Annotated in this window: 30 protein-coding genes; 16 read left to right on the forward strand and 14 right to left on the reverse strand. The window is 63.2% G+C overall.

Annotated elements, in window-relative coordinates; translation table 11 throughout:
- Window positions 1–26: 26 nt before the first annotated feature.
- The 5 genes from raiA to JY451_06450 all read left to right on the forward strand — a co-directional run bounded on the left by raiA (window position 27) and on the right by JY451_06450 (window position 2,844).
- Window positions 27–599 (forward strand): ribosome-associated translation inhibitor RaiA, encoded by a 573-nt coding sequence (gene raiA, locus JY451_06430; GenBank protein ID QZH76182.1) that lies wholly within the window; start codon window positions 27–29, stop codon window positions 597–599.
- Window positions 600–715: 116 nt separating this feature from the next.
- The gene (locus JY451_06435) at window positions 716–1,177 is read left to right on the forward strand and encodes a PTS sugar transporter subunit IIA (protein ID QZH76183.1); all 462 of its coding nucleotides are present in this window, start codon (window positions 716–718) and stop codon (window positions 1,175–1,177) included.
- A 4-nt stretch (window positions 1,178–1,181) separates the two neighbouring features.
- Entirely contained in the window at window positions 1,182–1,649 is a 468-nt protein-coding gene (locus tag JY451_06440; GenBank protein QZH76608.1) for a PaaI family thioesterase, read from the forward strand.
- Window positions 1,649–1,978, forward strand: a complete 330-nt coding sequence (locus JY451_06445; GenBank protein ID QZH76184.1) for a DUF1491 family protein — start codon at window positions 1,649–1,651, stop codon at window positions 1,976–1,978. The genes JY451_06440 and JY451_06445 overlap by 1 nt, the downstream gene beginning before the upstream one ends.
- Window positions 1,979–2,196: 218 nt before the next feature.
- Window positions 2,197–2,844, forward strand: coding sequence for a cell wall hydrolase (locus tag JY451_06450; protein ID QZH76185.1), 648 nt, complete (start codon window positions 2,197–2,199; stop codon window positions 2,842–2,844).
- Window positions 2,845–2,976: 132 nt separating this feature from the next.
- On the opposite strand, the gene xth is transcribed toward JY451_06450, so the two are convergent.
- The 3 genes from xth to JY451_06465 are packed head-to-tail and all read right to left on the reverse strand — an operon-like array spanning window position 2,977 to window position 4,559.
- Complete coding sequence (gene xth, locus JY451_06455) at window positions 2,977–3,750, reverse strand: exodeoxyribonuclease III (GenBank protein QZH76186.1); 774 nt, start codon at window positions 3,748–3,750, stop codon at window positions 2,977–2,979.
- Between the two features lie 10 nt (window positions 3,751–3,760).
- Window positions 3,761–4,087 carry an iron-sulfur cluster assembly accessory protein gene (locus JY451_06460; GenBank protein QZH76187.1) on the reverse strand — a complete coding sequence of 109 codons (327 nt, stop codon included), beginning with the start codon at window positions 4,085–4,087 and terminating at the stop codon, window positions 3,761–3,763.
- 43 nt (window positions 4,088–4,130) lie between these two features.
- Window positions 4,131–4,559, reverse strand: a complete 429-nt coding sequence (locus JY451_06465; GenBank protein ID QZH76188.1) for a CBS domain-containing protein — start codon at window positions 4,557–4,559, stop codon at window positions 4,131–4,133.
- Between the two features lie 132 nt (window positions 4,560–4,691).
- Between JY451_06465 and JY451_06470 the strand changes: the two genes are divergently transcribed.
- Window positions 4,692–5,024: a hypothetical protein gene (locus JY451_06470; protein ID QZH76189.1), complete on the forward strand. Its 333-nt coding sequence runs from the start codon at window positions 4,692–4,694 to the stop codon at window positions 5,022–5,024.
- Between the two features lies 1 nt (window position 5,025).
- On the opposite strand, the gene JY451_06475 is transcribed toward JY451_06470, so the two are convergent.
- Genes JY451_06475 through JY451_06490 form a run of 4 tightly spaced genes read right to left on the reverse strand, consistent with a single transcriptional unit; the run spans window position 5,026 to window position 7,939 of the window.
- The gene (locus JY451_06475; protein ID QZH76609.1) at window positions 5,026–5,397 is read right to left on the reverse strand and encodes a (2Fe-2S) ferredoxin domain-containing protein; all 372 of its coding nucleotides are present in this window, start codon (window positions 5,395–5,397) and stop codon (window positions 5,026–5,028) included.
- Entirely contained in the window at window positions 5,397–5,888 is a 492-nt protein-coding gene (locus JY451_06480) for a DUF2497 domain-containing protein (protein ID QZH76190.1), read from the reverse strand. The genes JY451_06475 and JY451_06480 overlap by 1 nt, the downstream gene beginning before the upstream one ends.
- Window positions 5,889–7,385 (reverse strand): TolC family outer membrane protein, encoded by a 1,497-nt coding sequence (locus JY451_06485; GenBank protein ID QZH76191.1) that lies wholly within the window; start codon window positions 7,383–7,385, stop codon window positions 5,889–5,891.
- Between the two features lie 2 nt (window positions 7,386–7,387).
- Complete coding sequence (locus tag JY451_06490; protein ID QZH76610.1) at window positions 7,388–7,939, reverse strand: protein-L-isoaspartate O-methyltransferase; 552 nt, start codon at window positions 7,937–7,939, stop codon at window positions 7,388–7,390.
- 270 nt (window positions 7,940–8,209) lie between these two features.
- On the opposite strand from JY451_06490, the gene JY451_06495 reads away from it, so the two are divergent.
- From JY451_06495 to JY451_06525, 7 genes are all read left to right on the forward strand, one after another.
- Window positions 8,210–9,724 (forward strand): fumarate hydratase, encoded by a 1,515-nt coding sequence (locus JY451_06495; GenBank protein QZH76611.1) that lies wholly within the window; start codon window positions 8,210–8,212, stop codon window positions 9,722–9,724.
- 83 nt (window positions 9,725–9,807) lie between these two features.
- Window positions 9,808–10,992, forward strand: a complete 1,185-nt coding sequence (locus JY451_06500) for a histidine kinase (protein QZH76192.1) — start codon at window positions 9,808–9,810, stop codon at window positions 10,990–10,992.
- A complete protein-coding gene (locus JY451_06505) occupies window positions 10,989–11,750 on the forward strand; it encodes a response regulator transcription factor (GenBank protein QZH76193.1) in 762 nt (253 codons plus the stop codon). Before JY451_06500 ends, JY451_06505 begins: the two co-directional genes overlap by 4 nt.
- Window positions 11,751–11,958: 208 nt before the next feature.
- The gene (locus JY451_06510) at window positions 11,959–12,225 is read left to right on the forward strand and encodes a hypothetical protein (GenBank protein QZH76194.1); all 267 of its coding nucleotides are present in this window, start codon (window positions 11,959–11,961) and stop codon (window positions 12,223–12,225) included.
- 43 nt (window positions 12,226–12,268) lie between these two features.
- Window positions 12,269–13,123, forward strand: a complete 855-nt coding sequence (locus JY451_06515; GenBank protein ID QZH76195.1) for a hypothetical protein — start codon at window positions 12,269–12,271, stop codon at window positions 13,121–13,123.
- Window positions 13,116–13,973: a metallophosphoesterase gene (locus tag JY451_06520; protein QZH76196.1), complete on the forward strand. Its 858-nt coding sequence runs from the start codon at window positions 13,116–13,118 to the stop codon at window positions 13,971–13,973. The genes JY451_06515 and JY451_06520 overlap by 8 nt, the downstream gene beginning before the upstream one ends.
- Before the next feature lie 85 nt (window positions 13,974–14,058).
- Window positions 14,059–14,463 (forward strand): response regulator, encoded by a 405-nt coding sequence (locus JY451_06525; protein QZH76197.1) that lies wholly within the window; start codon window positions 14,059–14,061, stop codon window positions 14,461–14,463.
- 25 nt (window positions 14,464–14,488) lie between these two features.
- Here the strand turns inward: JY451_06525 and JY451_06530 are convergent, their stop codons facing one another.
- Entirely contained in the window at window positions 14,489–15,715 is a 1,227-nt protein-coding gene (locus tag JY451_06530; protein QZH76612.1) for a glycosyltransferase family 4 protein, read from the reverse strand.
- 11 nt (window positions 15,716–15,726) lie between these two features.
- The gene (locus JY451_06535) at window positions 15,727–16,992 is read right to left on the reverse strand and encodes a nucleotide sugar dehydrogenase (GenBank protein QZH76198.1); all 1,266 of its coding nucleotides are present in this window, start codon (window positions 16,990–16,992) and stop codon (window positions 15,727–15,729) included.
- A gap of 138 nt (window positions 16,993–17,130) precedes the next feature.
- Here JY451_06535 and JY451_06540 point away from each other — a divergent pair, with 138 nt between their 5' ends.
- The 3 genes from JY451_06540 (at window position 17,131) to JY451_06550 (ending at window position 20,123) form a co-directional block, all read left to right on the forward strand.
- Window positions 17,131–18,036: a class I SAM-dependent methyltransferase gene (locus tag JY451_06540; protein ID QZH76199.1), complete on the forward strand. Its 906-nt coding sequence runs from the start codon at window positions 17,131–17,133 to the stop codon at window positions 18,034–18,036.
- Between the two features lie 87 nt (window positions 18,037–18,123).
- Complete coding sequence (gene gmd, locus JY451_06545; GenBank protein QZH76200.1) at window positions 18,124–19,185, forward strand: GDP-mannose 4,6-dehydratase; 1,062 nt, start codon at window positions 18,124–18,126, stop codon at window positions 19,183–19,185.
- Window positions 19,186–19,196: 11 nt separating this feature from the next.
- Entirely contained in the window at window positions 19,197–20,123 is a 927-nt protein-coding gene (locus tag JY451_06550; protein ID QZH76613.1) for a GDP-L-fucose synthase, read from the forward strand.
- Window positions 20,124–20,130: 7 nt separating this feature from the next.
- On the opposite strand, the gene JY451_06555 is transcribed toward JY451_06550, so the two are convergent.
- The 5 genes from JY451_06555 to JY451_06575 form a co-directional block, all read right to left on the reverse strand.
- Window positions 20,131–21,618: an exopolysaccharide biosynthesis polyprenyl glycosylphosphotransferase gene (locus tag JY451_06555; GenBank protein ID QZH76201.1), complete on the reverse strand. Its 1,488-nt coding sequence runs from the start codon at window positions 21,616–21,618 to the stop codon at window positions 20,131–20,133.
- Between the two features lie 114 nt (window positions 21,619–21,732).
- A complete protein-coding gene (locus JY451_06560) occupies window positions 21,733–22,767 on the reverse strand; it encodes a DNA polymerase III subunit delta (protein QZH76202.1) in 1,035 nt (344 codons plus the stop codon).
- Window positions 22,764–23,276: a hypothetical protein gene (locus JY451_06565; protein QZH76203.1), complete on the reverse strand. Its 513-nt coding sequence runs from the start codon at window positions 23,274–23,276 to the stop codon at window positions 22,764–22,766. Before JY451_06565 ends, JY451_06560 begins: the two co-directional genes overlap by 4 nt.
- Complete coding sequence (locus JY451_06570; protein ID QZH76204.1) at window positions 23,273–25,828, reverse strand: leucine--tRNA ligase; 2,556 nt, start codon at window positions 25,826–25,828, stop codon at window positions 23,273–23,275. The genes JY451_06565 and JY451_06570 overlap by 4 nt, the downstream gene beginning before the upstream one ends.
- A 19-nt stretch (window positions 25,829–25,847) precedes the next feature.
- Window positions 25,848–26,300 (reverse strand): DUF3576 domain-containing protein, encoded by a 453-nt coding sequence (locus JY451_06575; protein ID QZH76205.1) that lies wholly within the window; start codon window positions 26,298–26,300, stop codon window positions 25,848–25,850.
- Window positions 26,301–26,379: the final 79 nt, after the last annotated feature.

Raw genomic sequence — 26,379 nt, forward strand, 5'->3', positions numbered from 1 at the left:
AACCATTAGGGAAGGAGTTACCGCTCATGGATATTCGCGTGTCGGGACATCAGGTCGATACCGGAGCCGCCTTGCAGGAACATGCATCGGACCGTCTCAGCTCCATCGTCGACAAGCATTTCAGCCGAGCGCTTTCTTCCACGGTAACCTTCGGCAAGGCGCCAGCGAGCTCGTTTGCGGCCGACATCGTCCTTCACGTCAATCACGGGCTGATCCTCAAGAGCCACGGGCAGGCGCACGATGCGCACCAGGCCTTCGATCAGGCAGCGGAGAAGATCGAAAAGCAGTTGCGCCGCTACAAGCGCAGGCTGAAGGATCGTCACGAACAGGCACAATATGCTGCCCGCGAAGAAGACGCAGCCTACACCATCTTCGCTCCGCGTGAGGACATCGATTCCGATGCCGAAGTATCCGAGGATGCGCCGCCCGTGATCGCCGAGACCCGGGTCGACATCCCCGAGGTCAGTGTTTCGGATGCAGTGATGCTGCTCGATCTGCGCCACACAAATGCGCTGTTCTTCAAAAATGCTGGCACCGGGCGGCATAATATGGTCTATCGCCGCGATGACGGGTCGATCGGGTGGGTCGAACCATCCTGATCGAACTTCGCGTAATGACGCGAAACTATGATCGTGTTTGAAATCAATCATTTCCGCTGATTTTCACGCGTGTTAAATCGCGCGGGAGCTTACTCGGAAGCCGCCAGACCAGAACAATGACCACCAATTTTGCCTTGAAGCCTGAATCCGTGGCGATCCTGAACGCTGCTTCGAAGTCCGATATTCTGCACCAGTTGGCGCAGGTATTCGCGAAAGCGTGGGAGCTCAATGCGGCGCTTGTGCTCGACCATCTGGAAGAGCGGGAGAAGTTGGGCAGTACTGGGTTCGGACGCGGTGTGGCAATTCCGCACGCGCGAATTCCCGGCATCCGCCGCCCGATTGTCGCCGTGATCAAGTTGGAACGCCCGGTGGATTTCGGCGCGGCAGACGGTCTGCCGGTCGATCTGGTGATCGGTCTATTGTCGCCCGAACAGTCTGGCGCGGCGCATTTGCAGGCGCTGGCGGCTGCCTCGCGGCTGGTCCGGGATGAGCGGATGCACGATGCGCTGGTCGATGCTCCCAATGCAGAGGCGATCTACAGCCTGATCACCAATGTGACGGACCGTGACGCCGCCTGACCGGCTGGACGGCGCGGAAACCGGCGAGCAGGCGCATTTCCGCGCGCTCGAAGCGCTGTACGCTTCGGCTCCGGTCAATGTGCTTTTTGCATCTTCGCTGGACGTACTCGCTCCGGGTCATACGCGGATTACTTTCCAGGCCGACGAGCGCTATTTCCATGCTGCCGGAGCGACGCACGGGACGCTTTACTTCAAGATGCTCGACGACGCGGCTTTCTACGCCGCCAATTCGCTGGTCTCGGACCGATTCCTCCTGACGACCGGTTTCAACCTGCATTTCACCAAGCCGTTGCGAAGCGGCAAGGTAATTGCCGAAGGCCGCTGGATCAGCGGCAAGCGGCGTGTGTTCATCGCCGAAGCGCATCTACTGGACGAAGAAGGCGACGAAATCGGGCGCGGTACCGGCACCTTCATGCGCTCCCACATCGCGCTTTCCGGACTGGCGGGCTATCGCCCGCCGGAGCGCTCCTGATGGATTCGCGGCTCCCCGCTCATCTCGAAGTTTCCGGCCTCCTGCGCGCCGTTCAGGCCGCAGGCGGGTTCGCCACCGTGCTGGCCAAGGGCGAACGCGACGCGGGGACACTGCTTGTCATTTGTTGCGAAAATGGTGCAAAATCGCGCGCCTACGAACGCATGCCGCTGCCCGATGGTGCGCGCGAATGGGTGCTTTCCAAGCACCAAGACGATGATAATCCTTCCGAATTTTCCGAATTCATCGCCCGCAGGAAGCGCCAGGACAGCGATCTTTGGATCGTCGAGCTCGATATCGCAAATGCGGAACGCTTCATCGGGCTGATATGACTCGGGCGTTGACATGTTGCACTGCAGCGCTATTTGGCCCGCGACTTCCAGAAAGAGCGTAGGTTGCAAGGGATCGCAATGCGGTGATGCCTCGCGGCGCGCAGACGGGGGGACGACCAGCAGGTCCGTTTGGGACGGATCGCGGACAACAGACGGCACAGATCGTGGCCGCGACCGCAGACCTGCCGGGTCTCTCACCGCCGTAAGCTACGGGATCGATGAAAATTATCACCAAGCGGGCCGGGGCGATTGCCTTGGCCACAATGCTGTTTGCAGGCTCTTTCGGAGCGGCGGGCAGCGGGGCGATTGCCCAGGACCAGGCGGAGCAGAACCTCTCCCAGCCGGTCGAAGATGAGATTCAAGCACCACAGGTCCGCTTCGTTGCCGCCGAAGTGGTGCAGGAGCTTCCCGCAGAGCGGGAAGCATCTGCAATTGCGGCGAGTGATGCCGCCTCCCTCCCCCAGCTGGTTGCCAGCACCGATACCTCCGGGGAATTGTCCCGCGAAGTGATGTGCCTGGCGCAGGCGATCTATTTCGAAGCGCGGGGCGAACCGCTCGAAGGCCAGCTCGCAGTCGCACGGGTAATCATCAACCGCAGCGATAGCAGTTCGTTCCCTGACGACTACTGTTCGGTCGTCACCCAGCGCAGCCAGTTTTCTTTTGTGCGTGGCGGCACCATTCCGCAACCGAACACCGGGTCCGCCGCATGGAACCGGGCGGTTGCGGTGGCCCGTATCGCGCACCGCGACCAGTGGGAAAGCCCCGTAGGCGATGCGCTCTATTTCCACGCTTCGCACGTGCGACCCAGCTGGGCTGGTCGGCTGACGACGCGCGCGACGATCGATAATCATATATTTTATAGGTAGCTTGCTCTGCGAACCCGCCTCCGCGGGTTCGGCCTCGGTGCTATTCCCTGCGCTGCGCCTCGGGGCACCTGCGGGCGCGCCTTTGCGCTTGCGGTCGCAAGAGCGACCGATTGGTCTCACATTCCAGCGCGATCAGTCCCTGATCTCGACCCACACCGGGGCGTGATCGCTGGCCTTTTCGCGTCCGCGATGCTCCCTGTCGACGCCCGCTGCCAACAGCCGGTCGGCAGCTTCGGGGGAAAGCAGCAAGTGGTCGATGCGGAAGCCGTGGTCGCGCTGCCAAGCGCCCGCCTGGTAGTCCCAGAAGGTCCAGACACCGCCCTGAGGGTTGAGCGTGGCCAAGGCATCGGTCCAGCCGTCGCTGAGGATGCGGAAGTACGCATCGCGCGATTCGGGCTGCATCAGCGCGTCATTGGCCATCGCCCGCACCGAAAAGGTATCGCGGTCGCAGGGAATCACGTTGAAATCGCCCACCACCACGGTTGGCACCTCGCTCGCCAGCAGTTCGAGCATCCGCGTGCGCAGCCGTTCCATCCACGCCAGCTTGTAATCGAATTTCGGCCCCGGCTGAGGATTGCCGTTGGGGAGATAGAGATTGACGACGTGCACGCCGCGAAAGTCACATTCGATGAAGCGCGCCTGCTCGTCCTCCGGGTCGCCGGGCAGGCCCTTGGTATGGTCCGCCACCGCCTCGCCGTCGGTCAGGATCGCTACCCCGTTGAAGCCCTTCTGCCCGTGCCAGATCGCGTGATAGCCGATCTCTTCGAACTCGGCGGCCGGGAAGCCCTCGTCCTGCGTCTTGATTTCCTGCAGGCAGGCGATGGCGGGGCGAGTCTCGACCAGCCATTCCTTCAGCCGTGGCAGTCGCGCCTTGATTCCGTTGATGTTGAAACTGGCGATCCGCATGGCGCGGACCTTAGATGCCGAAGCTGGAACCGCAACCACAACCGGCGGCGGCCTTGGGATTTTCGACCTTGAATGCAGCGCCGCCCAGCGACTCGACGAAATCGACCACGCTCCCTGCCACCAGATCGAGACTGACCGGATCGACCACCAGCTTCACGCCCTCGGTCTCGCTGACTGAATCATCGGCCTCTGGCTCGCCCAGGTCGAATTTGTACTGGAACCCCGAACAGCCCCCACCCTCGACCGAAAGCCGCAGCACCGCCTGCCTTCCCTGCTTGGATGCAATCAGGGCGACACGCTGTGCGGCTGCGGGACTGAGGGTAATAGTGTCTGACATGCCTGTGATGTAGGAGGTCGCGACCCCGCGCTCAAGCCGCCACTCAAGCGGTGGTGATATAATCGCGCATTGCCTGCGCTTCGGCTTCGATCCGGTCCATCCGGTATTTCACCAGATCGCCGATCGAAACGAAGCCGACCATGCGCCCGTCCTCCACCACCGGCAGATGGCGGATCCGCCGCCGCGTCATCATCGACAGTGCGGTGAGCACATTCTCTCCCCGCTCGATGGTGATGGCGGGGGACGTCATGACTTCGGCCACAGCCCGGTCCAACACCGCCGCGCCTTCCTTGGCGATGCAGTACAGCAGGTCGCGCTCCGAGAAGATTCCCGCCACGCTCTCCCCTTCCATTACCGGCAGCGCGCCAATGCGCTTTTCCGCCAGCAGCCGGGCGGCGTGATGGACCGAGTCGCGCGGGCTACAGGAGACAACTGCCTCGCTCTGGCCTGCGATAAGGCTGGTGATGGACATGGTCTCTCTCCTCCTGCTGACGCGATTCCGCGCGGTCGATGGCCGCGAGTGTGCCACGAACCGTCGAGTCCCACCAAATGCTTGCTTATGTCCATGTTGCCATCGGCCCCCCAGACGACCATGTGGACTAGCATGAACAAGCCATCCCCGCTCGACGATCCGCAGAACGCCGCCCACGCCTGGGCGCGGTACCGGCGGCTGATGCGGCTGATGTTCGGGATCACCACCGGTGTGGTTATCATCGCGCTGGTCATCATCTACAAGGAAGTCGAGAACGTCTCGCCGCACTTCTTCATCGCCACCGCGCTCGGCATCGGTTTTTCGATGCTGCTGATGAGCGCGCTGATGGGATTGGTGTTCCTCTCCAGCGGCACCGGGCACGACAGTTCGGTCGACAATTCACTCGATAGCCTGGACCCCAAGGTGTCCGTGCCGGATCGCCGGAAGATGGGCTGGCGGGAGTAGCCTACCTGCTTGGGTGAAGCCGGAACTCTTCCACCGGCAGCCCACCGATCAGGTGCTCCTGGATAATCCTTTCGAGCACTTCCGGAGTGCACGAATGATACCAGACCCGGTCCGGCCAGACGACCGCGACCGGCCCAGCCGCGCACAATTGCAGGCAGTCGGCCTTGGTTCGCTGGACCCCGCCCCGGCCCGCCAGTCTCAGTTCCTTCAGCCGCGCCTTGAGGTAGTTCCACGCGGCCTCGCCCGACTCCCTCGAGCAGCACTGCTGCTTTTCGGACATGGCGCAGAGGAAAATGTGCCGTTCGATCGCATTCCCGCCGATCGCGGCGAGTGCGGCCTGCGCCGCCGCCACAGCTTGTGAGTCGGACAGGATCAGCCTTTCTTGCCCGCGATCCGGGCGATTTCCGCCTTTACCAGTCGCTCGACCATGTCGGGCAAGTTGGCATCCAGCCACTGCGCCAGCATCGGCCGCAGCATCTCGCGCACCAGGCCTTCGAGCGAAGTCTCTCCCGAACGAACGATCTGCGGGCGTGCGGGTGGATCGGAAAGCATGGCCAGCGCGGCGAGCGAGCGGCGCATCGCTTCGGCTGCCTGCTCATTGGTCAGGGTTTCGCGCGTGTCGCCAAGACCTTCGGTATTCTCGTCGTATGTAGCAGCAGCTTCAGACAGATCGAGAATGTCATCCTCCTTGTCGGCATCGACGGGGTCCATCGGGAAGGCGCTACGTTCTTCCTCCCCCAGCAACCCGCTGCGGCGACGTCCGGTGGCCTGCTGCGCCGGGGCGATGACGGCGTTGTCCCGCTCGATCACCCGCTTGATCGATTCGAGAATCTCCTCGACCGAAGGTTCGCCAGCCTGCCGCATTCAGTCCCCCGTGGAAACGCCATCAATATCGCGCGCTGAATCGAGCGGCGACACGGTGGACGGAATGTCCCCATCCTGCGCCGGGATGTCAACGGTGCGCGTGCTGGTGGCAACCGGATCGGGATCCTGCTGCCAATCCCAGATGATACCCCGAATCCGGTCGTAATTGGCCACCGGATCGTAAAGCGTTCCTTCGCTTTCCAGTCCCAGATCGCGGGCTTCGGCGCGGCCCATCGCGGCAAGCAGCGAGAAGCCGGCGACATAGGCATTGCGCCGCGCGGTGACGAGCTGCACCTGCGCGCGCAGCAATTCCTGCTGTGCGTCGAGGATATCGAGCACGGTGCGATTGCCGACGGAGTTTTCCGCCCGCACCCCTTCGAGGCTGAGCGAAGCGGCATCGACCGCGGCCTCGCTGGAAGCGATGATGGCATTGGCAGCCCGCCAGCTGGAGAAGGCGGCGCGCACTTGCGCGATAATGTCCCGCTCCGTGGCAATGATCTGCTCGAGCGCGGCCTGTGCCTGCGCGGTAGCCTGACGCTGCTGCGCTGCTACGCGTCCCCCCTGGAACAGCGGTACGGTCAGCCGCACCCCGGCAGTGGCGCTGGTGGCAGTCTGGTCGGCCGTGGCGCCTGGCGCTGCGCCCAGCGTGCCGAGGAAGTTCTGGTAGCCGCCGTTCGTGAACACGCTTACGGTGGGGAGGCGATCCGATCCTGCAACGCGGACATCGTACCCGGCCGCCTCGGCACGTTCCTGCGCTGCGATCAGGTCCGGGTTGTTTTCCAGCGCAATGTCTACCGCCTCGTCGGGGCTCGACGGCAGACCGGGCAGCGGCGGCGGCGGCTGGAGATCGCCCGGAGCAGCGCCGGTCAGCGCGATGTAATCCTCGCGCGCAGCCACGAGATTGGCCTCTACGCTGCGCAAATCCCCCCGTGCCAGTGCCAGCCGACTTTCGGACTGGGCGACATCGGTGCGGGTGAGGTCGCCGATCTGGAAACGGTCGCTGGTAGCCTCGAGGTTTATTTCGAGCACGCCGACATTGTTTGCAGAAAGGCCAACCAGCGCTTCCTGCAGGATCACGTTCATGTAGGCGGCGACGACCTGGGTGAAGATGAAGCTCTCGGTCCCGCGCAGGTCGGCGCGCCCAGCTTCCACGCGGTTTTCCGCCGCAAGAATGCCGTTGCGCACGCCGCCGCCCTGATAGAGCGGCACGCCGAGATCGAGATTGGCCGTGACTTGCCTTTCGGGCGCGATGAAACTGGTCGAATTCTGTTGCAGGAATTCGGAATATTGCCCGGTGGCATTGAGCGACGGCAGGCCGAAGGAACGCTGGATCACCACGCCTTCATCAGTCGCCCGCAATTGCGCCCGCGCGGCGGCAAGTGTGGGGTTTTCCTCGTAGGTGCGCAGCAATGCCTCTTTCAGCGTTTCCGCCGATGCGGGACCCGCGAACAGGCATGCGCCTGCCAGCAAACCGGCGATGATCCGGCGGCTACGCATAGTCAGAAGCTCCAGCCCTTGGGCTTGTCGAAGGCGTGCAATTGCGGAATGCCCACATCATAGACCGGGATCAGCGAAACGCCGCTTGCCAGTTTGCGACCCACAGCAATGCGGGTGACGCCGTTCTCGGCCAGTCCTGTGACGATTCGCGCGCCGTCGGCCAGGCGATTGGCGAGTTTTGTGGGCAATTCCTCAACCGCGCCGTCAATCATCAGCAGGTTCGCGCCCTTGCCCTTCTTGCCAGCGCCGAGCGCTTCCTCGGGCGAAATCACCGTCAGTTTCGCCACCAGCGGGCGCAGCAGTTCGGCGAGATAGCCCGACCCGCCATCGACCAGCAAAGCATGCTCGGTCCCCGTGCAATCAGCCTCTTCGAGCATCTTGCCCTGCACCAGCGGCGCGGGCAGCCAGCCGCCGTTATCGAGCCGGATTGCGCGATCCATATAGGCCACGCCCTTGCTCGCGGCGGGAACGAAGTCCTCCCGCGCCACCGCCGCCATCCGCATCAGCACCGCAGGCGCATTGACGCCGCTGGTGCGCAGCTGGCTGTCGATCATCGCGCGGCGGGCGCGGTTCGTGGTGGTGTTGGCGGCGTCTGCTGCCCGGGGAGTTTCTGCGATCGGATCGGAAATCACGGCAATATTGTCTCGTCTGATTAAGCGATTGGAGCCTTAGGCGCTGCGTCCCCGCTGGGCAATGGCCGCCTTGTCGCAAAGGGTCGCGCCAAGCCGGACCGTTGCCCACACCCTTGCAAAGCGTTTTGACGAGTCCCGCCGCGCGCGCCTATGGGCGCATCGACCAAGAGGAGTGCTGGCACGATGAGCGACATGACCCCCATCCGCGAGGAAGACCTGATCGAAACGGTCGCCGACGCGCTGCAATTCATCTCCTACTACCACCCGATGGACTACATCCACGCGCTGGGCGAGGCCTACAAGGTGGAGCAGGGCCCGGCGGCGAAGGACGCGATTGCGCAGATCCTCACCAACAGCCGTATGTGCGCAGAGGGGCACCGGCCGATCTGCCAGGATACCGGCATCATCAATGTGTTCGTCAAATGGGGGCAGGACTGCCGCCTGATTTCGGATCGCAGCTTACAGGACGTTGTCGATGAAGGGGTGCGCCGCGCCTACAATCATCCGGAAAACAAGCTGCGCGCTTCGATCCTCGCAGATCCCGCCTTCACCCGCCGCAACACCCGCGACAACACGCCTTGCGTGCTGAGCGTGGAAATGGTGCCGGGGAACACCGTTTCGGTTGACGTCGCGGCCAAGGGTGGCGGTTCGGAAAACAAGAGCAAGTTCAAGATGATGAACCCCAGCGACAATATCGTCGACTGGGTGGTCGAGCAGATCCCGTCGATGGGCGCGGGCTGGTGCCCGCCGGGGATGCTCGGGATCGGCATCGGCGGCACGGCGGAGCATTGCATGAAGCTCGCCAAGCTTTCGCTGATGGAACCGATCGACATGGCGCAGCTCAAGGCGCGCGGGGCGCAGAGCGATATCGAGCAGTTGCGGATCGACATTTTCGATGCCGTCAACGCGATGGGGGTCGGCGCGCAGGGGCTCGGCGGGCTGTCCACCGTGCTCGACGTCAAGATCCTCGACTGGCCTTGCCACGCGGCGGGCAAGCCGGTGGCGATGATCCCCAACTGCGCCGCCACCCGCCATGCGCACGTGACGCTCGATGGCTCTGGCCCCGCCTACCTGCCGCAGCCCGACCTGTCGCAATGGCCCGACGTGCAGTGGGAACCCGATGTGGAGGCCAAGCGCGTCGATCTCGACAATCTCACCCCAGAAGTGGTGGCGAGCTGGAAAATGGGCGATCGGCTGCTGCTCAACGGCGCGATGCTCACCGGGCGCGACGCGGCTCATAAGCGTATTCACGATATGCTCCAGAGGGGCGAGGAGCTGCCGGTGCCGTTCAAGGGGCGGGCGATCTACTATGTCGGCCCGGTCGATCCGGTGATGGGCGAAGTCGTCGGCCCCGCCGGCCCGACCACGGCCACGCGGATGGACAAGTTTACCGAGATGATGCTCGATCTCGGCCTGCTGGCGATGATCGGCAAGGCCGAGCGCGGCGCCAATGCGGTGGAAGTGATCAGCCGCTTCAAGGTCGCCTATCTGATGGCGACAGGCGGCGCGGCCTATCTGGTCGCGCGTGCGATCAAGGGCGCGAAAGTCGTGGCGTTCGAAGATCTGGGGATGGAAGCGATCTACGAATTCACCGTGACGGACATGCCGGTAACGGTGGCGGTCGATTCGGAAGGCAATAACGTCCACACCCTCGCGCCGCTGCACTGGCGCGAGAAGATCAAGGCCGAGGACCTGCTGAAGACCTGATCATCGACCAGCGGCGCACTGGTTTCGATGGGAACCACCCGAAGGGCTGGCGGTCTGCCCAGTTTACAGGCTAAACGGGCCGGATGGATAAGGCCGATACCGAAAAGCCGGTCGCACGGGTGCCGTTCAGGATTGTCCTCGCCTCGATCGTGGGGCTGTGGGCGACCTATCTGGTGCTGATGACGCTGCGCACGCAATTGCTGGGCATGGAATTCGCCGACGAGATGCTGGTGCGGCGGGTCGTCTCCACGCTGTTCGGCATTATCATCACGCTGGGCCTGTGGGTGGTGCTGCGCCCGTTCGACGGCAAGCCGTTGTGGATGAAGCTGCCCGCCGCGCTGCTGTTCGCCCTCCCCGCCGCGCTGCTCAGCGCCCATGCCAACCGGATCGTTTTTGCCGACTTGCAGGCGGCGCTGGATGACAAGGTGTTGCAGGAACTGGCGCAATCGCGCGGCCTCCCCGCCGAAGAAGTGAACGGCGATATGCTCGCGGAGCTGTCGCAACTGGTGCTGATGGGCAATCGTGAACAGATCATCGAAATTGCCTTCAGCCGCTATTTCATGATGCTGGCCTGGTGCGCGCTCTATCTGGCGCTGCTGACGGGCGAAAAGGCGCGGATGGCGGAGCGGCGCGAACAGCAGTTCCGCAACGCCGCCAAGGCCGCAGAACTGAAAAGCCTGCGCTATCAGGTCAATCCGCATTTCCTGTTCAACACGTTGAATTCGCTCTCGGCACTGGTGCTGACGGGCAAGACCCAGGCGGCGGAGCGGATGATCCACATGATCAGCACCTTCTATCGCCGTAGCCTCGCCGATGATCCTACCTCGGAAGTGCCGCTGCGCGACGAAATCGCCTTGCAGAAGCTTTACCTCGATATCGAGACGGTGCGCTTCCCGCTGCGGCTGGCGGCTGTCTACGACATTCCGCCTGCGCTGGAGGATGCTTTGGTACCCGGCATGATCCTGCAACCGCTGGTGGAAAATTCGGTCAAGCACGCGGTTGCCCCGACCGGCGGACAGGTGACGATCACGCTCAGCGCGCGCGAGGAATACGGGCGGTTGGTGGTGAGCGTCTCCGACAACGGCAATTCCGCCGCCAGCCGTGACGACGTACGCCCCGGTTTCGGCATCGGGCTGAACAATGTCCGCGAGCGGCTCGAAGCGCGCTTCGGCAAGGAAGCGACCGTGGTTTCGGGCCATTCGCCCGACGGCTTCGTCACCCACCTGCGGCTGCCCTTGGTGCGCCTAAGGGAGGCGGTGGCTGCATGACCCTTCGACAAGCTCAGGGTGATCGGGAGCAAGTGCTGCGCACGCTGATCGTCGATGACGAACCACTGGCGGTGGAGCGGATGCAGGTGCTTTGCGCAGAGATTCCGCAATTGACTGTGATCGGCACCGCCAATGACGGCGAATCGGCACTGCGACTGGCAGACAAGCTCGCGCCGGACCTGCTGCTGCTCGACATGACCATGCCGGGGATCGATGGCCTGCAAGTGGCCGCCGCCGCGCGCAAGCAGGAGCCGCAACCGGCCGTGATCTTCGTCACCGCGCACGAAAATTTTGCCGTCGAGGCCTTCGATCTGGAAGCCATCGACTATGTGCTCAAGCCCGTCGCTGCCGACCGGCTCGAGCGCGCGATCGAGCGGGCGCTGTCGCGGCGCGGGGAACGGGCTGCCGGATCGGGCGAACAAAGCCAATGGCTAAGCGAATTTTGGGTCCCGCACCGTTCCGAACTGCTGCGGATCGATGCCGCAGAAGTGTTCCGCATCGATGCCGAGCGCGACTATGTCCGGCTGCATGTCGGGCAGAACAGCTACCTGCTGTTGCAAACCATCGCCGGGCTGGAAGAACGGCTCGATCCGGAGAAATTCATCCGCATCCACCGCTCCACCATCCTGCGGCGAGATTACATACGCGGCCTTCGCCACGAAGGGCTGGGCGTATGGTGCGCAGAACTGGCTGATGGCGAGCAGCTGCGGATCGGCCGCACCTACCTGAAGCGCGTGAAGGCGATTGCCGGGCGCTGATCTGGTCGGGGAGGGTCGCACCGCAGCCGGTGGGACTGGAACGGCTGCGGTGCAAGCAGAGAGATAGGCCAAGCGCTCCCGCTACGCTGCAAGCGCTCGACCTGCGGGGCTGCTGGCTCGACCGGCGATCATTCGCCCGACGAACCGCTTTCACCAGCCCACGAACAACCGATTGCGCTTTGCGAGACGCTGGAGCAGGACTGGCGCAATGGCTGTCATTCTTACTTTTCTCCTCGGCATGGGCAATTTCGCCTGGCACCGCGCGGTGATCGAAAGCGGTCACCGGATGGTCAGGGATATGGAACCGGCGCAACTGCAGGCGATCCACTGGCTCAGCCTGTCGTTCGAATTCCTGCTGCTGTGCGGTGCGCTGTTCGCGGTGCGCAGCGGGCATACCGTTTGGCTGTGGGCCTATCTGGGATATTCGGCGATCAACGGCGGCGCGGCGTGGATGATCGTCTCGCGGCGAATTTGAAATAGCCGGCGGAACCGCGGGAGCGCCCGATACTTGTGTGGATATGCATGAGGCCCGCCGGATCTGGTTCATCAACAACGCGGCGAGCGGCTCCAACGATGTGGCGCTGCTGGCCGAATGCGAAAAGCTGTGCGGGCAGAACGCCCTCACCATCGCCCATCGTACCAGCTTTCCCGAACAGGAGTTGCCCACGCCCGATGTTCTGGATGCTGCCGGAATCGATCTAGTGACGATCTATGCAGGTGACGGGACGGTAAATGCTACCTTGCACGCGCTGGCGGGTTGGTCCGGCGCGGTGCTTGTCCTGCCCGGCGGCACCATGAACCTGTTCTACCACCGCCTGTTCGGGAAGGCGGAGCTGGCGGAAGTGCTCATGGCGGTCGCCGCAGGAGAGGCGCAACCGCGTCGCCCGGCCATTATCTCCGCACCTTGCGGCAATGCCTATGCGGGACTGCTCGCGGGGCCAGGGACAGCGTGGAACGATGTGCGCGAAGCCATGCGATCTAAGGACCCGCTGCAAATGGCAAGTGGAGCTCAGGCGGCGCTGGCGGAAACACTGTTCGGCGACATGCTTGCCTGCGAGGAGCCGCCACTGGGGCGCCGCGATGGCTATCCGCTATTGCTGCTCACGCCGACCGAAGCGGGGATCGTGGTCGAAGCCTATCACGCGGAAACGGCAAGCGAATATCTGGAACAGGCAGCGGCGCTGGCACGACGGGATTTTCGCAATGGACCGCACGAAAGGCTTGGGACCGCGCGCAGCCTCACGCTCGCTAACGTGGCTGGCGGAAACTTTGGCGTGCTGGTGGATGGCGAGCCCTGCGAAGTGGATGGCCCGACCCGATTCGCACTGGTCGAATGCGATGTGCACCTGCTAGCCACCGTGGCCGATGCCTGACCACAAACTCCTGTTCCACCTGTCCGACATCCATTTCGGGCTCGAAGACAATCGCGCACTCGACTGGGTGGTAGAGGAGATCGCCACCCGTCGCCCCGATGTGGTGGCGATCACCGGCGATCTGACCATGCGGGCAAGGCACCGCGAATGGACCGCCGCCGTGCGCTGGATCCGCTCGCTCGACCTGCCGGTGACGATCGAGGTCGGCAATCACGATCTGCCCTATTTTAATCCGGTCGAACGGTTCTTTACTCCTTACAAGCGCTTCCACGGGGTGGCGGAGTTGATCGAGCGGGAAATCGACCTGCCGGGCCTTGCCATCGTGCCGCTGAAGACGGTGCGGCGATGGCAACCGCGCATGAACTGGTCGAAAGGCTGGATCACCGACGCAGCGCTGGAGCGCTGCCTCGCCGCGCTCGACGCGCTACCAAAGGGCACGCAAGCGCTGGTAACAGCGCATCACCCGCTGCGCGAAGTCGGCACGCAGGGCACCGCGCTGACGAAGCACGGCGGCAAGGCGCTCGACGAACTGGCGAAGCGCGGGGTGCTGGCAGTGCTCACCGGCCATGTCCACGATGCCTTTGACATCATGGAGGCGACTGCACACGGCGCGGTGCGGATGATCGGCGCCGGCACCCTGTCACAGCGGGTACGCTCGACCCCGCCCAGCTTCAACGAATTGCGCTGGGACGGGGCCTCGCTCGAAGTGCAGGTGCGCAATCTGGAGGACGTTGCCACGGCAGACATGCTGATCGACGACGTTCCTGAAGATGCCATGCCGCCACGCACTCCCGGCGAACCGGTGGCGCCGGTAAACCAGGTGCCGCGCACCGATCCGCCCGTCCACTGAGCCAAATCGCGTATTTGGTCGCATTCGCTCGGCGCCCTGTCGCAAGGCCGGGGAACCTTTTGCCACGGCGGTGTATTATCCGGCGGTGACAACGAAGGTGCTGATCGTCGAAGACGACCTCCTGAACCGCATGTTCTACGAGGCAGTCTTCCAGCAGCGCGGCTATCAGCTGATGGCCGTGGACGATGGCGCGCAGGTGATCGACGCGGTGGCCAGTTTCGCGCCCGATCTCATCACCATGGACATCCACTTGCCCCACGTGTCGGGCCGCAAGCTGATCCGCCAGATCATGCGCAATCCGCAAACCGCACATATCCCGATCCTTGCGATCACCGCCTATGCGGGCAAGCAGGACGAAGCGGATATCCGCCGCGCGGGTGCGCGCGGATACCTTGCCAAGCCGCTGAGTATCGAGCGTTTGCTGGAAGAGGTTGACGATTTGTTGGCTGCGTCTGCAGCCGTTCCGCTCGAGGCTTCGGTCCACCACTGACGCAATTGGGGTCTTTGGGTCATCATCAGCCGAGCGCCTTGCGATAGGCTGCGAGCAGCGGGGGGATCTGGCGGTTCCAGTTCAAATCGCTCTCGACCCGCGCCCGCCCGAATGCCCCCATCGCTTCGCGCCGCGCCGGATCGTCGAGCAGTTCGGCGATCTTTTCCGCCAGGTCCACCGGGTCGTTGGCTTTGGCGTAGAGGGAGGCCTCCTGTGCCGAGAAGCGCCCTTCGGTGACATCGAATTGCACCATTGCCTTGCCCAGCGACATGTATTCCATGATCTTGTTCATGGTGGACTTGTCGTTCATCGGGTTCACCCGATCCGGATTGACGCCCACATCCATTGTAGAAAGCACTTCGAACAATTGCTGGTCCGGCGCGCGGCCGGTGAAGTGGACCCATTCGCCCAGCCCGCGCACTGTCGCCATGCGTTTCAGCCCGGCCAGACTGGGGCCGCCGCCCACCAGCACGAATCGAATGTCGCGCCGGTCCCGCACATTGACCAGGTGATCCACCGCATCGATCAACAGGTCGATCCCCTCCTGCTCACCCATCACACCGACATAGCCGACCAGATAGCGCTTGCCGTCTTTCCACTCAGGCACCGGCTCGACCGACCTGAGCCGCGAGAGATCGGGGCCGGAGCGGACAACGAAAACCCTGTCAGGGGCCATCCCGCCGCGTTCGATGGCAATCGCCCGGTAACTTTCGTTGGTGGCCATCGAAACATGCGCTGCCTTGAAGGTGAGCTTCTCGAACAGCAGCATCAGGCGCCAGAAAAACCCGCGTTTGCCGAATTTGGCTTCGTAGAGCTCGGGATTGATGTCGTGGTGGTCGAAGATGTATTTCACCCCCAGCAACCGGAACGGCAGGGCCACCAGAAAGATCAGATCGGGCGGATTGCAGCCCTGGATCACGTCGATTCCGCGTTTGAACCAAATGTGCCACGCCAGAATCGTTTCCCAGAACAGCGCCGCGCCGTATTCGAGCAGGAATCCCAGCGCCCCAGCGGCTTCCAGCGGCAGCGGGTGGCGATGGATGTGGACGCCCTCGATTTCCTCGTAGCGCTTCTCGTAGCCCTTGCCGGTCGGGCAGATCACCGAGACAATCGCCCCCGCCGCCTTCAGCGTGCGCGCTTCCTGCCACACCCGCCGGTCGAATGGCAGGGGCAGGTTTTCGACCACGATCAGCACCGACTTGCCCGCCAGCGGCTGGCCTTCGATCGCGTCGGGGAAGGCAAAATCTTCCATGTTGTCAGTGCTCAAGCGATCCGGCTCACATCGATCACCGGGGTCTCGCCGAGATCGAGCGCATCGACCAGCCGGTTGGTGGCGATCACCCGCGCATAGGTGCGGCTTTCCGCCGTGGCCTTGTCCACCAGCAGCGTCTCGATGGTCGGGAGAATGGCGAAAGCATAGCCGAGGTTCTGGCCGATGAGATGCTCGGGTTCCAGCCCCGGATCATGGATGTCGAGCGCGAAGCCCGCATCGAGCAGCTTGCGCGCCAGGTCCACAGCCGGACTTTCACGAAGATCATCAGTATGTTGCTTGAACGCCAAACCCACCAGCAGCACCCGCGCGCCCGATTCCAGCCCCTGTGTCACCAGCCGGAACTGGTGGTGCTTGTGCGCTTCGTTGCTGCGGATCAGCGCATCGACGAGATGGGTATTCGCCCCGACATCGGAGGCAATGTGCTGGAGTGCGCGAACATCCTTGGGCAGGCACGAACCGCCAAACGCCGCGCCGGGGCGGGTGTAGGCGGGCGAAATGTTGAGCTTGGTATCGGCAACGAAAATGTCGTGTACCTGCCCTGCCGAGATGTCGAGCTGCTGGCAGACCCGGCCGATCTCGTTGGCGAAAGCCACTTTCACCGCGTGCCAGCTATTGTCGACGAATTTTGTCAACTCGGCCTCGCGAATGCCGACATGGAAAGTAGGCGCTTCGATACCGAGGTGGAGCGCTTCCATGTCCGCGCTCGGCCGCCCACCCACAGTGCCGATCACGATCTTGGGCGGCGCGAAATAGTCCTGGATGGCGCTCGCTTCACGCAAGAATTCGGGGTTGTAGACCAGCTCAACCAACTCTCCCGTTCGCTCTCCCAAAGCAGCCCGAAAGATCGGCAGGATCAAGTGCTCACACGATCCAGGGCGCATGGTCGAACGGTAGGCAACGGTCAGCGGGCGGGCGCGATCAGGGCGCATGGCGGCGGCGATATCGCGTGTGACCTGCATCACGTAGCGCATGTCATGCGCCCCATCGACCCCGCTGGGCGTGCCGACGCAGACGATTGCCACATCGCAATCATCCAGCGCGTCGCCCACGTCACATCGCGCGCCAAGCAATCCGGCTTGGCGCGCCTCGGCCACAAGTTCATCGAGCCCCGGCTCACGCACCGGAGAGCGCCCCGCATTGATCGTGGCGACCTTCGCTTCGCTGACGTCCACGCCGATAACCGTGTGACCCTGGCGCGCGATGCAGCCCGCAGCGGTGCTACCGACATAGCCGAGTCCGAAAATGGCAACCTTCACCGAGAGCCCCTTTGCCGGACCTTGCCGACCAGTATTTTCCCGTAGTTGATCCGCCGCAGTCCCCGCAACCGCTTATTGCACTGCACAACCTTGCGCTGGTAGGGCTGCTGCTTCCGGCTGCGAGGCGAAGGACTGACAATGGCGACTGCGCCGCAATGCCGGATCTGCGATGCGAGCGCGCTTGGCGAAGTCCGCATCTTGCATGAAATGATGTTCGGCACCCGCAAACCTTTCGACTATCGCGCCTGTGCGGCCTGCGGTTGCTTGCAGATCGTCGACCCGCCCGCCGACATGGCCGAGCATTACGGTAAGGGATACTATTCCTTCGCACCGCGCCATCGCGGGCTGAAGGAAAAGCTGCGCGACTGGCTGACGCTGAACGCTCCCGCCGCGCTAGCCGGCGGTTTCGACTGGTACAAACAGGGCAACTGGCGCGCAATTGCCGGAGTGCCGAAAACGGCGAGCATCCTCGATGTCGGTTGCGGCGCGGGCGAGTTCCTCCGCTCGCTGCGGGCGATGGGGTATGACGCGCGCGGGACCGATCCTTTCATCGATCGTGAAGTGATCGAAAATGGTGAAGTGATCGTGCAGAACCGCGATATTGCCGCGATTACCGAGCTATTTGACGTGGTGATGATGCACCACAGCCTGGAGCACGTCGTCGATCAGGTCGAGACTTTGCGGCAGGTTCGCCGCGCGCTGAATCCCGGCGGCACGGCGATCATCCGCGTCCCGGTGATCGACAGCTGGGCGGCGGACCATTTCGGCGAAAACTGGGCCCATCTCGATCCGCCCCGGCATTTCTACCTGCATAGCCGCAAGAGCCTCCGGATCGCGGCGAAGCGGGCAGGCCTGGAAGTCACCTTGATCCGTGACGATTACAACGAATTCGGCGTTCGGGGCAGCCTGCACCTGCGGCGCGGTCGGACCAGCATGGCCCGCGAACCGCTCGATCCCTCCGAATATGCACCCTTGCTGGCACAGCAGCGCCAAGCCTGCGCCAGCGGGCGCGCCGACACCGTGACAATGTTCGCGCGCGCCTGAAAAACAAGGGCACAAGTCGGATTGCCAGCTTCGGGTGATGCCGCTAACCGCCGCAATCGCAACCGTTCACAGATGTGGGAATAAACCTTGGCCAAAACCGCACTCATTACTGGCGTCACCGGACAGGATGGCGCCTATCTTTCCCACTTGCTGCTCGAAAAGGGCTATGAAGTTCACGGGGTGAAGCGCCGCTCCTCCAGCTTCAACACCGGGCGGATCGAGGATATCTATCAGGATCCACACGTCGATAACCAGGAGTTCCACCTGCATTACGGCGACCTGACCGATAGCACCAATCTGATCCGCATCATGCAGGAGGTGAAGCCGGACGAAGTTTATAACTTGGCCGCGCAGAGCCACGTCGCGGTCAGCTTCGAAACGCCGGAATATACCGCCAACTCAGATGCTATCGGTACACTGCGGTTGCTCGAGGCGATCCGCATTCTCGGGCTGGAAAAGAAGACCCGTTTCTACCAGGCCTCCACGTCCGAATTGTACGGGCTGGTGCAGGAAGTGCCGCAGCGCGAGACGACGCCATTCTACCCGCGCAGCCCTTACGCTGCGGCCAAGCTCTATGCCTACTGGATCACGGTCAACTATCGCGAGGCCTACGGCATCCACGCCTCCAACGGCATCCTGTTCAACCACGAAAGCCCGCTGCGCGGCGAGACCTTCGTCACCCGCAAGATCACCCGCGCCGCCGCCGCCATTGCGCTGGGGCGGCAGGAAAAGCTCTATCTCGGCAATCTCGATGCCAAGCGCGACTGGGGTCATGCGCGCGAATATGTGCGCGGCATGTGGCTGATGGTGCAGCAAGACGAGAGCGACGATTACGTGCTTGCCACCGGCATCACCACCGAAGTGCGCGAATTCGTCCGCTGGGCGTTCGAGGATGCGGGCATTCCGGTCGAATTCCGCGGCGAGGGCGTGGACGAAAAGGGCTATGCCGTCTCCGATGGGCGCTGCCTGATCGAAGTCGATCCGCGCTACTTCCGCCCTACCGAAGTCGAATTGCTGCTCGGCGATCCGGCCAAGGCCAAGGCCAAGCTGGGCTGGGAACACGAAACCTCACCCCGCGACCTCGCGCGGGAAATGGTGCTGGCAGACTTGGAAGTGATGCGCGCCGAACCGATCGCGGGCTTCGACTGATGGCCTACGCGCTGGCGGGCAAGCGGGTCTATGTCGCCGGCCACAAAGGCATGGTCGGCAGCGCAATCGTGCGGCGACTGGCAAGCGAGAATTGCGAAGTCCTGACCTCGGACCGCTCCACCGACCTGCGCGAGCAGGCGGCGGTGCGCGACTGGTTTGCCGCCAACCGGCCCGATGCCGTAGTAGTGGCGGCTGCCAAGGTCGGCGGGATTCTGGCCAATGATACGTACCCTGCCGAATTTCTCTACGACAACCTGATGATCGAGGCGAACCTGATCGAAGCCGCTTACCGCCAAGGCGCGGAAAAGCTGCTGTTTCTCGGTTCTTCGTGCATCTACCCGCGCCTGGCACCCCAGCCGATCCCGGAAGATGCGCTGCTCACCGGGCCGCTCGAACCGACCAATGAATGGTATGCGATCGCCAAGATCGCCGGGATCAAGCTGTGTCAGGCCTATCGTCGCCAGTACCGATGCGATTTCATCAGCGCCATGCCGACCAACCTGTATGGCCCCGGAGACAATTTCGACCTTGCCAACAGTCATGTCCTGCCCGCGCTGATCCGCAAGGCGCATGGAGCGAAGTTGGCTGGGGCCGAATCTATCGAGATCTGGGGTACCGGCTCCCCGCGCCGCGAATTCCTCCATGTCGACGATCTGGCCGATGGCTGCGTATTCCTGCTGAAAGGATATTCGGGCGAGGAGCACGTGAACCTGGGCTCCGGAACCGACCTGCCGATCATCGAGCTGGCGCAGATGGTTTGCGACGTGGTCGGCTTCACCGGCAGCATCATCAAAGATACCAGCAAGCCCGACGGCACGCCCCGCAAGCTGATGAGCGGCGACAAGATCGCGGCGATGGGCTGGGAACCGAAGATTGCGCTGCGGGATGGTATCGCCGATGCCTATCGCGCCTTTCTGGAAGGCGAGCGGAAGGTCTAGATACAGTCTAGAACGCGCGGTCGTGCACCAGCACCCGCAGGGTGGCGAGCAAAATGCCCATATCGCGCCAAAGGCTCCAGTTCTGCATATACTCCATATCCGCCAGGAGCCGGTCAGTGAGATGTTCTTCGGTATCGGTAGCGCCGCGATGTCCGCGCACCTGCGCCAGCCCCGTGATGCCGGGCCGGAAGCCGTGCCGCTGCCAGTAGTTGCGATCAACATGCCAGAACAGCTTGCTTCCCGCTTTCGATCCTAACGCATGTGGACGCGGGCCGATGATTGCCATATCTCCACGTAATACATTGAGAAGTTGCGGTAATTCATCGATGCTGGTCCTGCGGATGAAGCGCCCGATCCGCGTTACTCGATCATCATCGCGCGCAGCTGAGCGGTCGCCCGCCGCATCGGCCGCACGCATCGAGCGGAACTTGAGGATGTCGAAGAGCTGGTTGCCCCGGCCCATGCGCTGCTGGACGAAGAACACCGGCCCACCATCTTCCAGCTTGATTGCCAGCGCCACCAGCAGCATCAACGGAGCAAGCAAAACCAGTGCACTTAGCGATACGACGATATCGAACCCGCGTTTCGCCGCACGGGCGCGCATTCCCAGTCGTCCCGTCGAAACCTGCAATGCAGAAACCCCGGCGACATCGTGATGAACCACCCCGATAGCGCCGATTTCCCGCGAGAGCGGGTGAAGAACCTCGCCGTGAATGCCCGTGCCCTTCAGGACACGTGCCCAATCACCGCGATCGTTACCCGAACAACTGACGATAACTTCGTCCATGTTGCGCAAGTATTTGCCCAACCGGTCGAGCGCCCAGGGGTCGCCCGCATCGGGACGGAGTCCGTGCGCAACCGCATCGATGACTTGTGCATAGGGAAGGTCGATGGGGGGCCCTCCGGCCTGAATTACCAGCCGGTTGATCACGCTTCGCCCGAATTTCCGCCTGATCGCTTTCGTCATGCCAATTCGCAGCGCGACGAGCGGCACAATGGAGACTATCAGGCCGACCGCAAAGACGAGCCGCGAAAGTTCGGCATTGCTCTTGGCGAAAAACGCCAGCAAATTTAGCAACGCTGCAGATAGCAGCAACGCGGCAATCGCCTTGATCGAAGTAGCTTGCCAGTCGGTCAACGAACGACGCGAATAGGTGCCGTTATACAGCGCAATGGTAAGATAGAGCGGCAGGATGACATAGGCCGACAGCATCCCACCCTGAAGCATCGCCCAGTTGGTGATTGTGCCGAAGTAGATCACCGACACTGCCAGAAAACTGCCCAGCAGGATCACGACATCACCAACCAGTAACGCCAGATAGGCTCGCAGCCTCCATTGTTCGAGCGACCGGACAAGTCCATTTACAGGAGCCGTCGGAAGTTCGGTTCGGACCAGCCTTACCTCAGCCAGGGCCCCGCACAGCGCGCCACCTTCGAGAAGTGCGCCGGATAGCCGATCAGTCTCGACTTGCCGTACTTTAAGCCCGTCAACCATATGCAATGCACGCCCCCCAGCGCGCCAATCTGCATATGTAGAAATACCTAGCCGGAGTAAACCATAATATCAGATGTTACAACTTCCGGGATGGTTGGTCCGACTTGGTTGAGTTCACCGCCTTGCAGCGGCGTAGCGTGCGATATTGGTGAGTTCGCGGGCCAGCAGCAGTTCGGCAGTCTGGCTATTGGCGAGCAGCAATCGATGTAGATCTGCCAAGCGCGGGATGAGCTTTTCCAGTCGAGCGTAACTCCAGAGTTTCAATTGCTCGATGACAAAACGGTGCTCCTTGAAGAACACCCCGTGCGAGCTGAGCAGCGCCTTTATATCCTGCCCCTGACGCAATTTGGGCGCGAGAATGGCCAGTTGCGCGGCGCGGCGTTCCATCGCCAGCGCAACCGCCACGGGATTCATCGCAACTTCGCGCAGCCGCACCAGTTCGGCGGGCAAACGGTTCAGCTCCGCACCAAGCGAGGCATTGACCAGCGGCATGAAATCGTCATCCTCTGTTGAAGCGCCAATGGCCTCCCAAGCCGCGCGATCCGCCTGCTTGGGTGCTTGCGGCGAGGCATCGCAATAGAGCGCCAGCTTCTCAACCTCTGATAGCGCCAGTCGCACATCCATGCCCGCAGCGTGGGCAATCGTCTCGGCCAATGAGACATCGACCCGCAGCCCCAGCCGGTAACCCCGCGCGCGCACGTCGGCGACGAGATCGGTCATATCGGGCGGGTAAAACATTGCCACCAGCGCATCGGCGCGCTTCAGCAAGGGTGCAGCCGTGCGCGCCTTGTCGGTGGCGGAAGTGGCGACGATGAAGATCGGCCAGCCCTGCGCCATTTCGCCCCGGTCGGCCAGCTCACACCAGCTGGCGACGGCGGCCTGCGCATCCTCGCCGGACACGCGGGCGACGATATGGCGGCTATCCCCGAACAGCGAAGTGGAGCGGGCCTCGTCCACCAGCCGCGTGGGGTCGCTCCGCAGGTCCGCGCCCGACAGGTCGATCCGCTCGCCTGCTTCCGGCAGCAGCTCGACCAGCTTGGCGACGGCTGAAGACGCGCCCGCCTCGTCCGGGCCGCAGAAAAAGTGCAGGCGGAATGCGGCGCCGCTGCGCTTGGCGACCTTCAGATAGTCGCGATGACCCGCCTTCACGGCTGCCCAGACTCTGCGCGGTCGCGCAAGGCCCGGGACAGGCGCGTAACGATCTGGTCGGCGACTTCCACCGCGAGGTTTTCCAGCGCGGTCTGTTCGGCGGCGATGGTGGCATATTCGCTCCCGACCACGTCGATCCCCGCATCCGATCCGGCGGTGGCGTCAACCAGGATGGTGCCGGTTGCAACTTCCACCAGTTGATACCGGGCACGCAGAGTGCGGCGTTCGCGCCCGACGGTATCGTCGGTCAGCAGGCCGAGGCCTTCGAGCCGGTCGTCGAGCACCACGTCGAGGCGGTACTGCGCGCCGCTAGCACTCGCCTGACCGCGCCCGAGCCGGTCTTCCAGCGCATTGGTGACGAGCCAGCCCTCGTTGCCGGGAATCGGCGCTACTTCGACCTGCGCCAGCCCGCTTGCGAGGGCTCCGCTCGCGCCACCGGCATACAGCGGCTGGAGGCCGCAGGCGGCGAGGGTGAGCAGCAGGGCAAGCGGGGCGACGAGCCGCATCATGTGACGATGTTTACCAGCCTGTCGGGCACCACGATCACCTTGCGAACCTCTGCGCCATCAAGCGAACGCTGGACCTTCTCGCTGGCGAGCGCAAGCGCTTCCAGCTCCGCCTGCGGCAGGCCCTTGGCGACGGTCAGCGTGTCGCGCAGCTTTCCCTTGTGCTGCACGGCAATGGTGACTTCGTCCTCCACCAGCAGTGCCGGATCGACGGTCGGCCAGGGCGCTTCGGCAATCAACCCGGACCAGCCGCGCTGCGCCCAGGCCTCTTCCGCCAAGTGTGGCATCATCGGCGAGACGAGGTGCAGCAGGGTGCGGATGGCATCGGAGCGGCTGGCCGAAAGCTCCGCCTTTTCAATGGCTCCGGTCAATTCATAGATCCGCGCCACCGCCTTGTTGAACGACAGCGCCTCGATATCGGCGGTCACTCCGGCAATCGTCTGGTGCACCTTCCGATCGAGCGACCCGTCGTGATTGGCGTCAGCCTCGGCGCCGCCAGCGCCGACTTGCCCGAACAGCCGCCACAGCCGCTGGACGAACCGCCAGCAGCCCTCGATCCCGCTTTCGGACCACGGCAGGTCGCGCTCCGGCGGGCTATCGCTGAGCATGAACCAGCGGACCGCATCGGCCCCGTACTGGGCAATGATGTCCTCCGGATCGACGACGTTCTTCTTCGACTTGGACATCTTGATGACGCGGCCAACTTCGACTTCCAAGCCACTTTCGATCTCGAAGACCTTACCGCCACGACGCTCTACCTCATGGGGGGTAACGAAGTAGCTACGGGGCGCGTGGGTCTCACCCTTCTCGTTCGGGATAAATACCTGATAAGTCTCGTGCGTCACCATCCCCTGCGTAAACAGGCTCGCAAACGGTTCCTGCACTTCCAGCTTGCCGACATGGGCGAGCGCGCGGGTCCAGAAGCGGGCGTAGAGCAGGTGCAGGATCGCGTGTTCGACCCCGCCGATGTACTGGTCCACCGGCAGCCACTGCGCGACTTCGGCGGCATCGAACGGCTTGTCGGCAGGCTGGCTCGCGAAGCGGAGGAAATACCACGAGGAATTGACGAAAGTATCGAGCGTGTCGGTCTCCCGCTCCGCCGCGCCGCCGCATGTGGGGCAGGCGACGTGCTTCCAGGTTGGGTGCCGCGACAACGGATTGCCCGGCGTCGAAAAATCGACATCCTCAGGCAGCTTCACGGGGAGCTGGTCCTTCGGCACTGGCACCACGCCGCAGGCCGGGCAGTGGATGAACGGGATCGGCGTGCCCCAGTAACGCTGGCGAGAGACGCCCCAGTCGCGCAGCCGCCAGACGGTGGTGCCCTTGCCCCAGCCGCCTGCCTCGGCGCGGGTGATGACCTCGCGCTTGGCGTCTTCCACGCTCATTCCGTCGAGGAAGCCGGAGTTCACCAAAACGCCTTCCCCTGCCTCCGCGAGACCGTCGAAAGGCTTGGCTGCTTCCTGCACACTTGATGCAACCACGCGCGGAATCGGCAGATCGTATTTGGTCGCAAATTCGAAGTCGCGCTGGTCGTGGCCCGGCACCGCCATGATTGCGCCGGTGCCGTAATCCATCAGCACGAAATTGGCGATGTAGACCGGCAGGTTCACGCCGGTGAACGGATGGCGCGCGGAGATACCGGTATCGAAGCCGAGCTTTTCCGCCGTCTCGAGTTCCGCCGCCGTGGTGCCACCTTTCTTGCACAGCGCGATGAACTGCGCGGCCTCGCAATTGTTCATCGCCACGCCCTGCGCCACCGGATGATCCGCTGCCACGGCGACGAAGCTGGCGCCGAAGATCGTATCGGGCCGGGTGGTGTAAACGGGCAGTCTGTCGCCGCTGGAAAGATCGAAGGAAAATTCCAGCCCCTGGCTCTTGCCGATCCAGTTTTCCTGCATCGTCCGCACCTTGGCGGGCCAGTGTTCGAGCCCCTGCACCCCAGTAAGCAGATCCTGCGCGAAAGCGGTGATCTTGAGGAACCACTGGTTGAGCTTGCGCTTCTCCACCTCCGCGCCCGAGCGCCAGCCCTTGCCGTCGATCACCTGTTCGTTGGCGAGCACGGTCATGTCGACCGGGTCCCAGTTGACCTCGCTCTCGCGTCGATAGACGAGGCCCGCCTCGAACAGGTCGATAAACAGCGCCTGCTCGTGCCCGTAATATTCCGGATCGCAGGTGGCGAATTCGCGGCTCCAGTCGAGCGCGAAGCCCAGCTGCTTCAACTGGCCCTTCATCGTGGTGATATTTGCGTAGGTCCAGCCGGCTGGGTGGACGCCCTTTTCCATCGCCGCGTTCTCGGCAGGCATCCCGAAAGCATCCCAGCCCATCGGGTGCAGGACTTCGTAGCCCTGCATCTTGCGGAACCGCGCCAGCACGTCGCCCATGGTGTAATTGCGCACGTGGCCGATGTGGATGCGCCCGCTGGGATAGGGGAACATCTCCAAGACATAGCTCTTGGGCTTGCTACTGGCGGAATCCGCCTCGAAACTGCGGGCTTCATCCCAGGCGCGTTGCCAGCGCCCGTCTGCTGCGGACGGATCGAATCTTTCGGTGCTCATTGGGTCCCCCTAGCGGGACTTAGAGGACGGTGGAACGCCGAAGGTCACGCGCCTTGGTGAGGATGATGTCCTCCAACCGCTGGATCGTGGCGGCCTGCACCGGCGCCTCGACCCACTGGCCGCCCTGCAAGGTCTGGCGGCTGGCGGCAACGCGCAGCGCATCGGCGCGCAGATCCTGGTCGAGGATCGAAACCGAAACCTTGACCCGCTCGTTAGGGCTGTCCGGATTCACATACCAGTCGGTAATCAGCACCCCGCCCGCGCTGTCTGCCTGCGTCAGCGGCATGAAAGACAGCGTTTCCAGCGCGGCGCGCCAGAGATAGGCGTTCACCCCGATGGAAGTGACCTGCGAAGCCGCCAGATCGGCGCGCAACCGCTCGTCATTTCCGCTGCTGCCGCAGGCCGTCAGGCCGAGAGTGGCGAGACCGAGAAGCGCGGCGCTGGCAGTCGAGCGAAGGGAGAAATTGGCCATCATGTTTCCTGCAATCGGGTGGAAGGGCCGCAGGGCCCTGCTGTGCCGCTTCTATACAAGCCGCTGGCCACGCGGCAAG

The organism is Erythrobacter sp., assembly GCA_019739335.1.
Lineage (GTDB): Bacteria > Pseudomonadota > Alphaproteobacteria > Sphingomonadales > Sphingomonadaceae > Alteraurantiacibacter.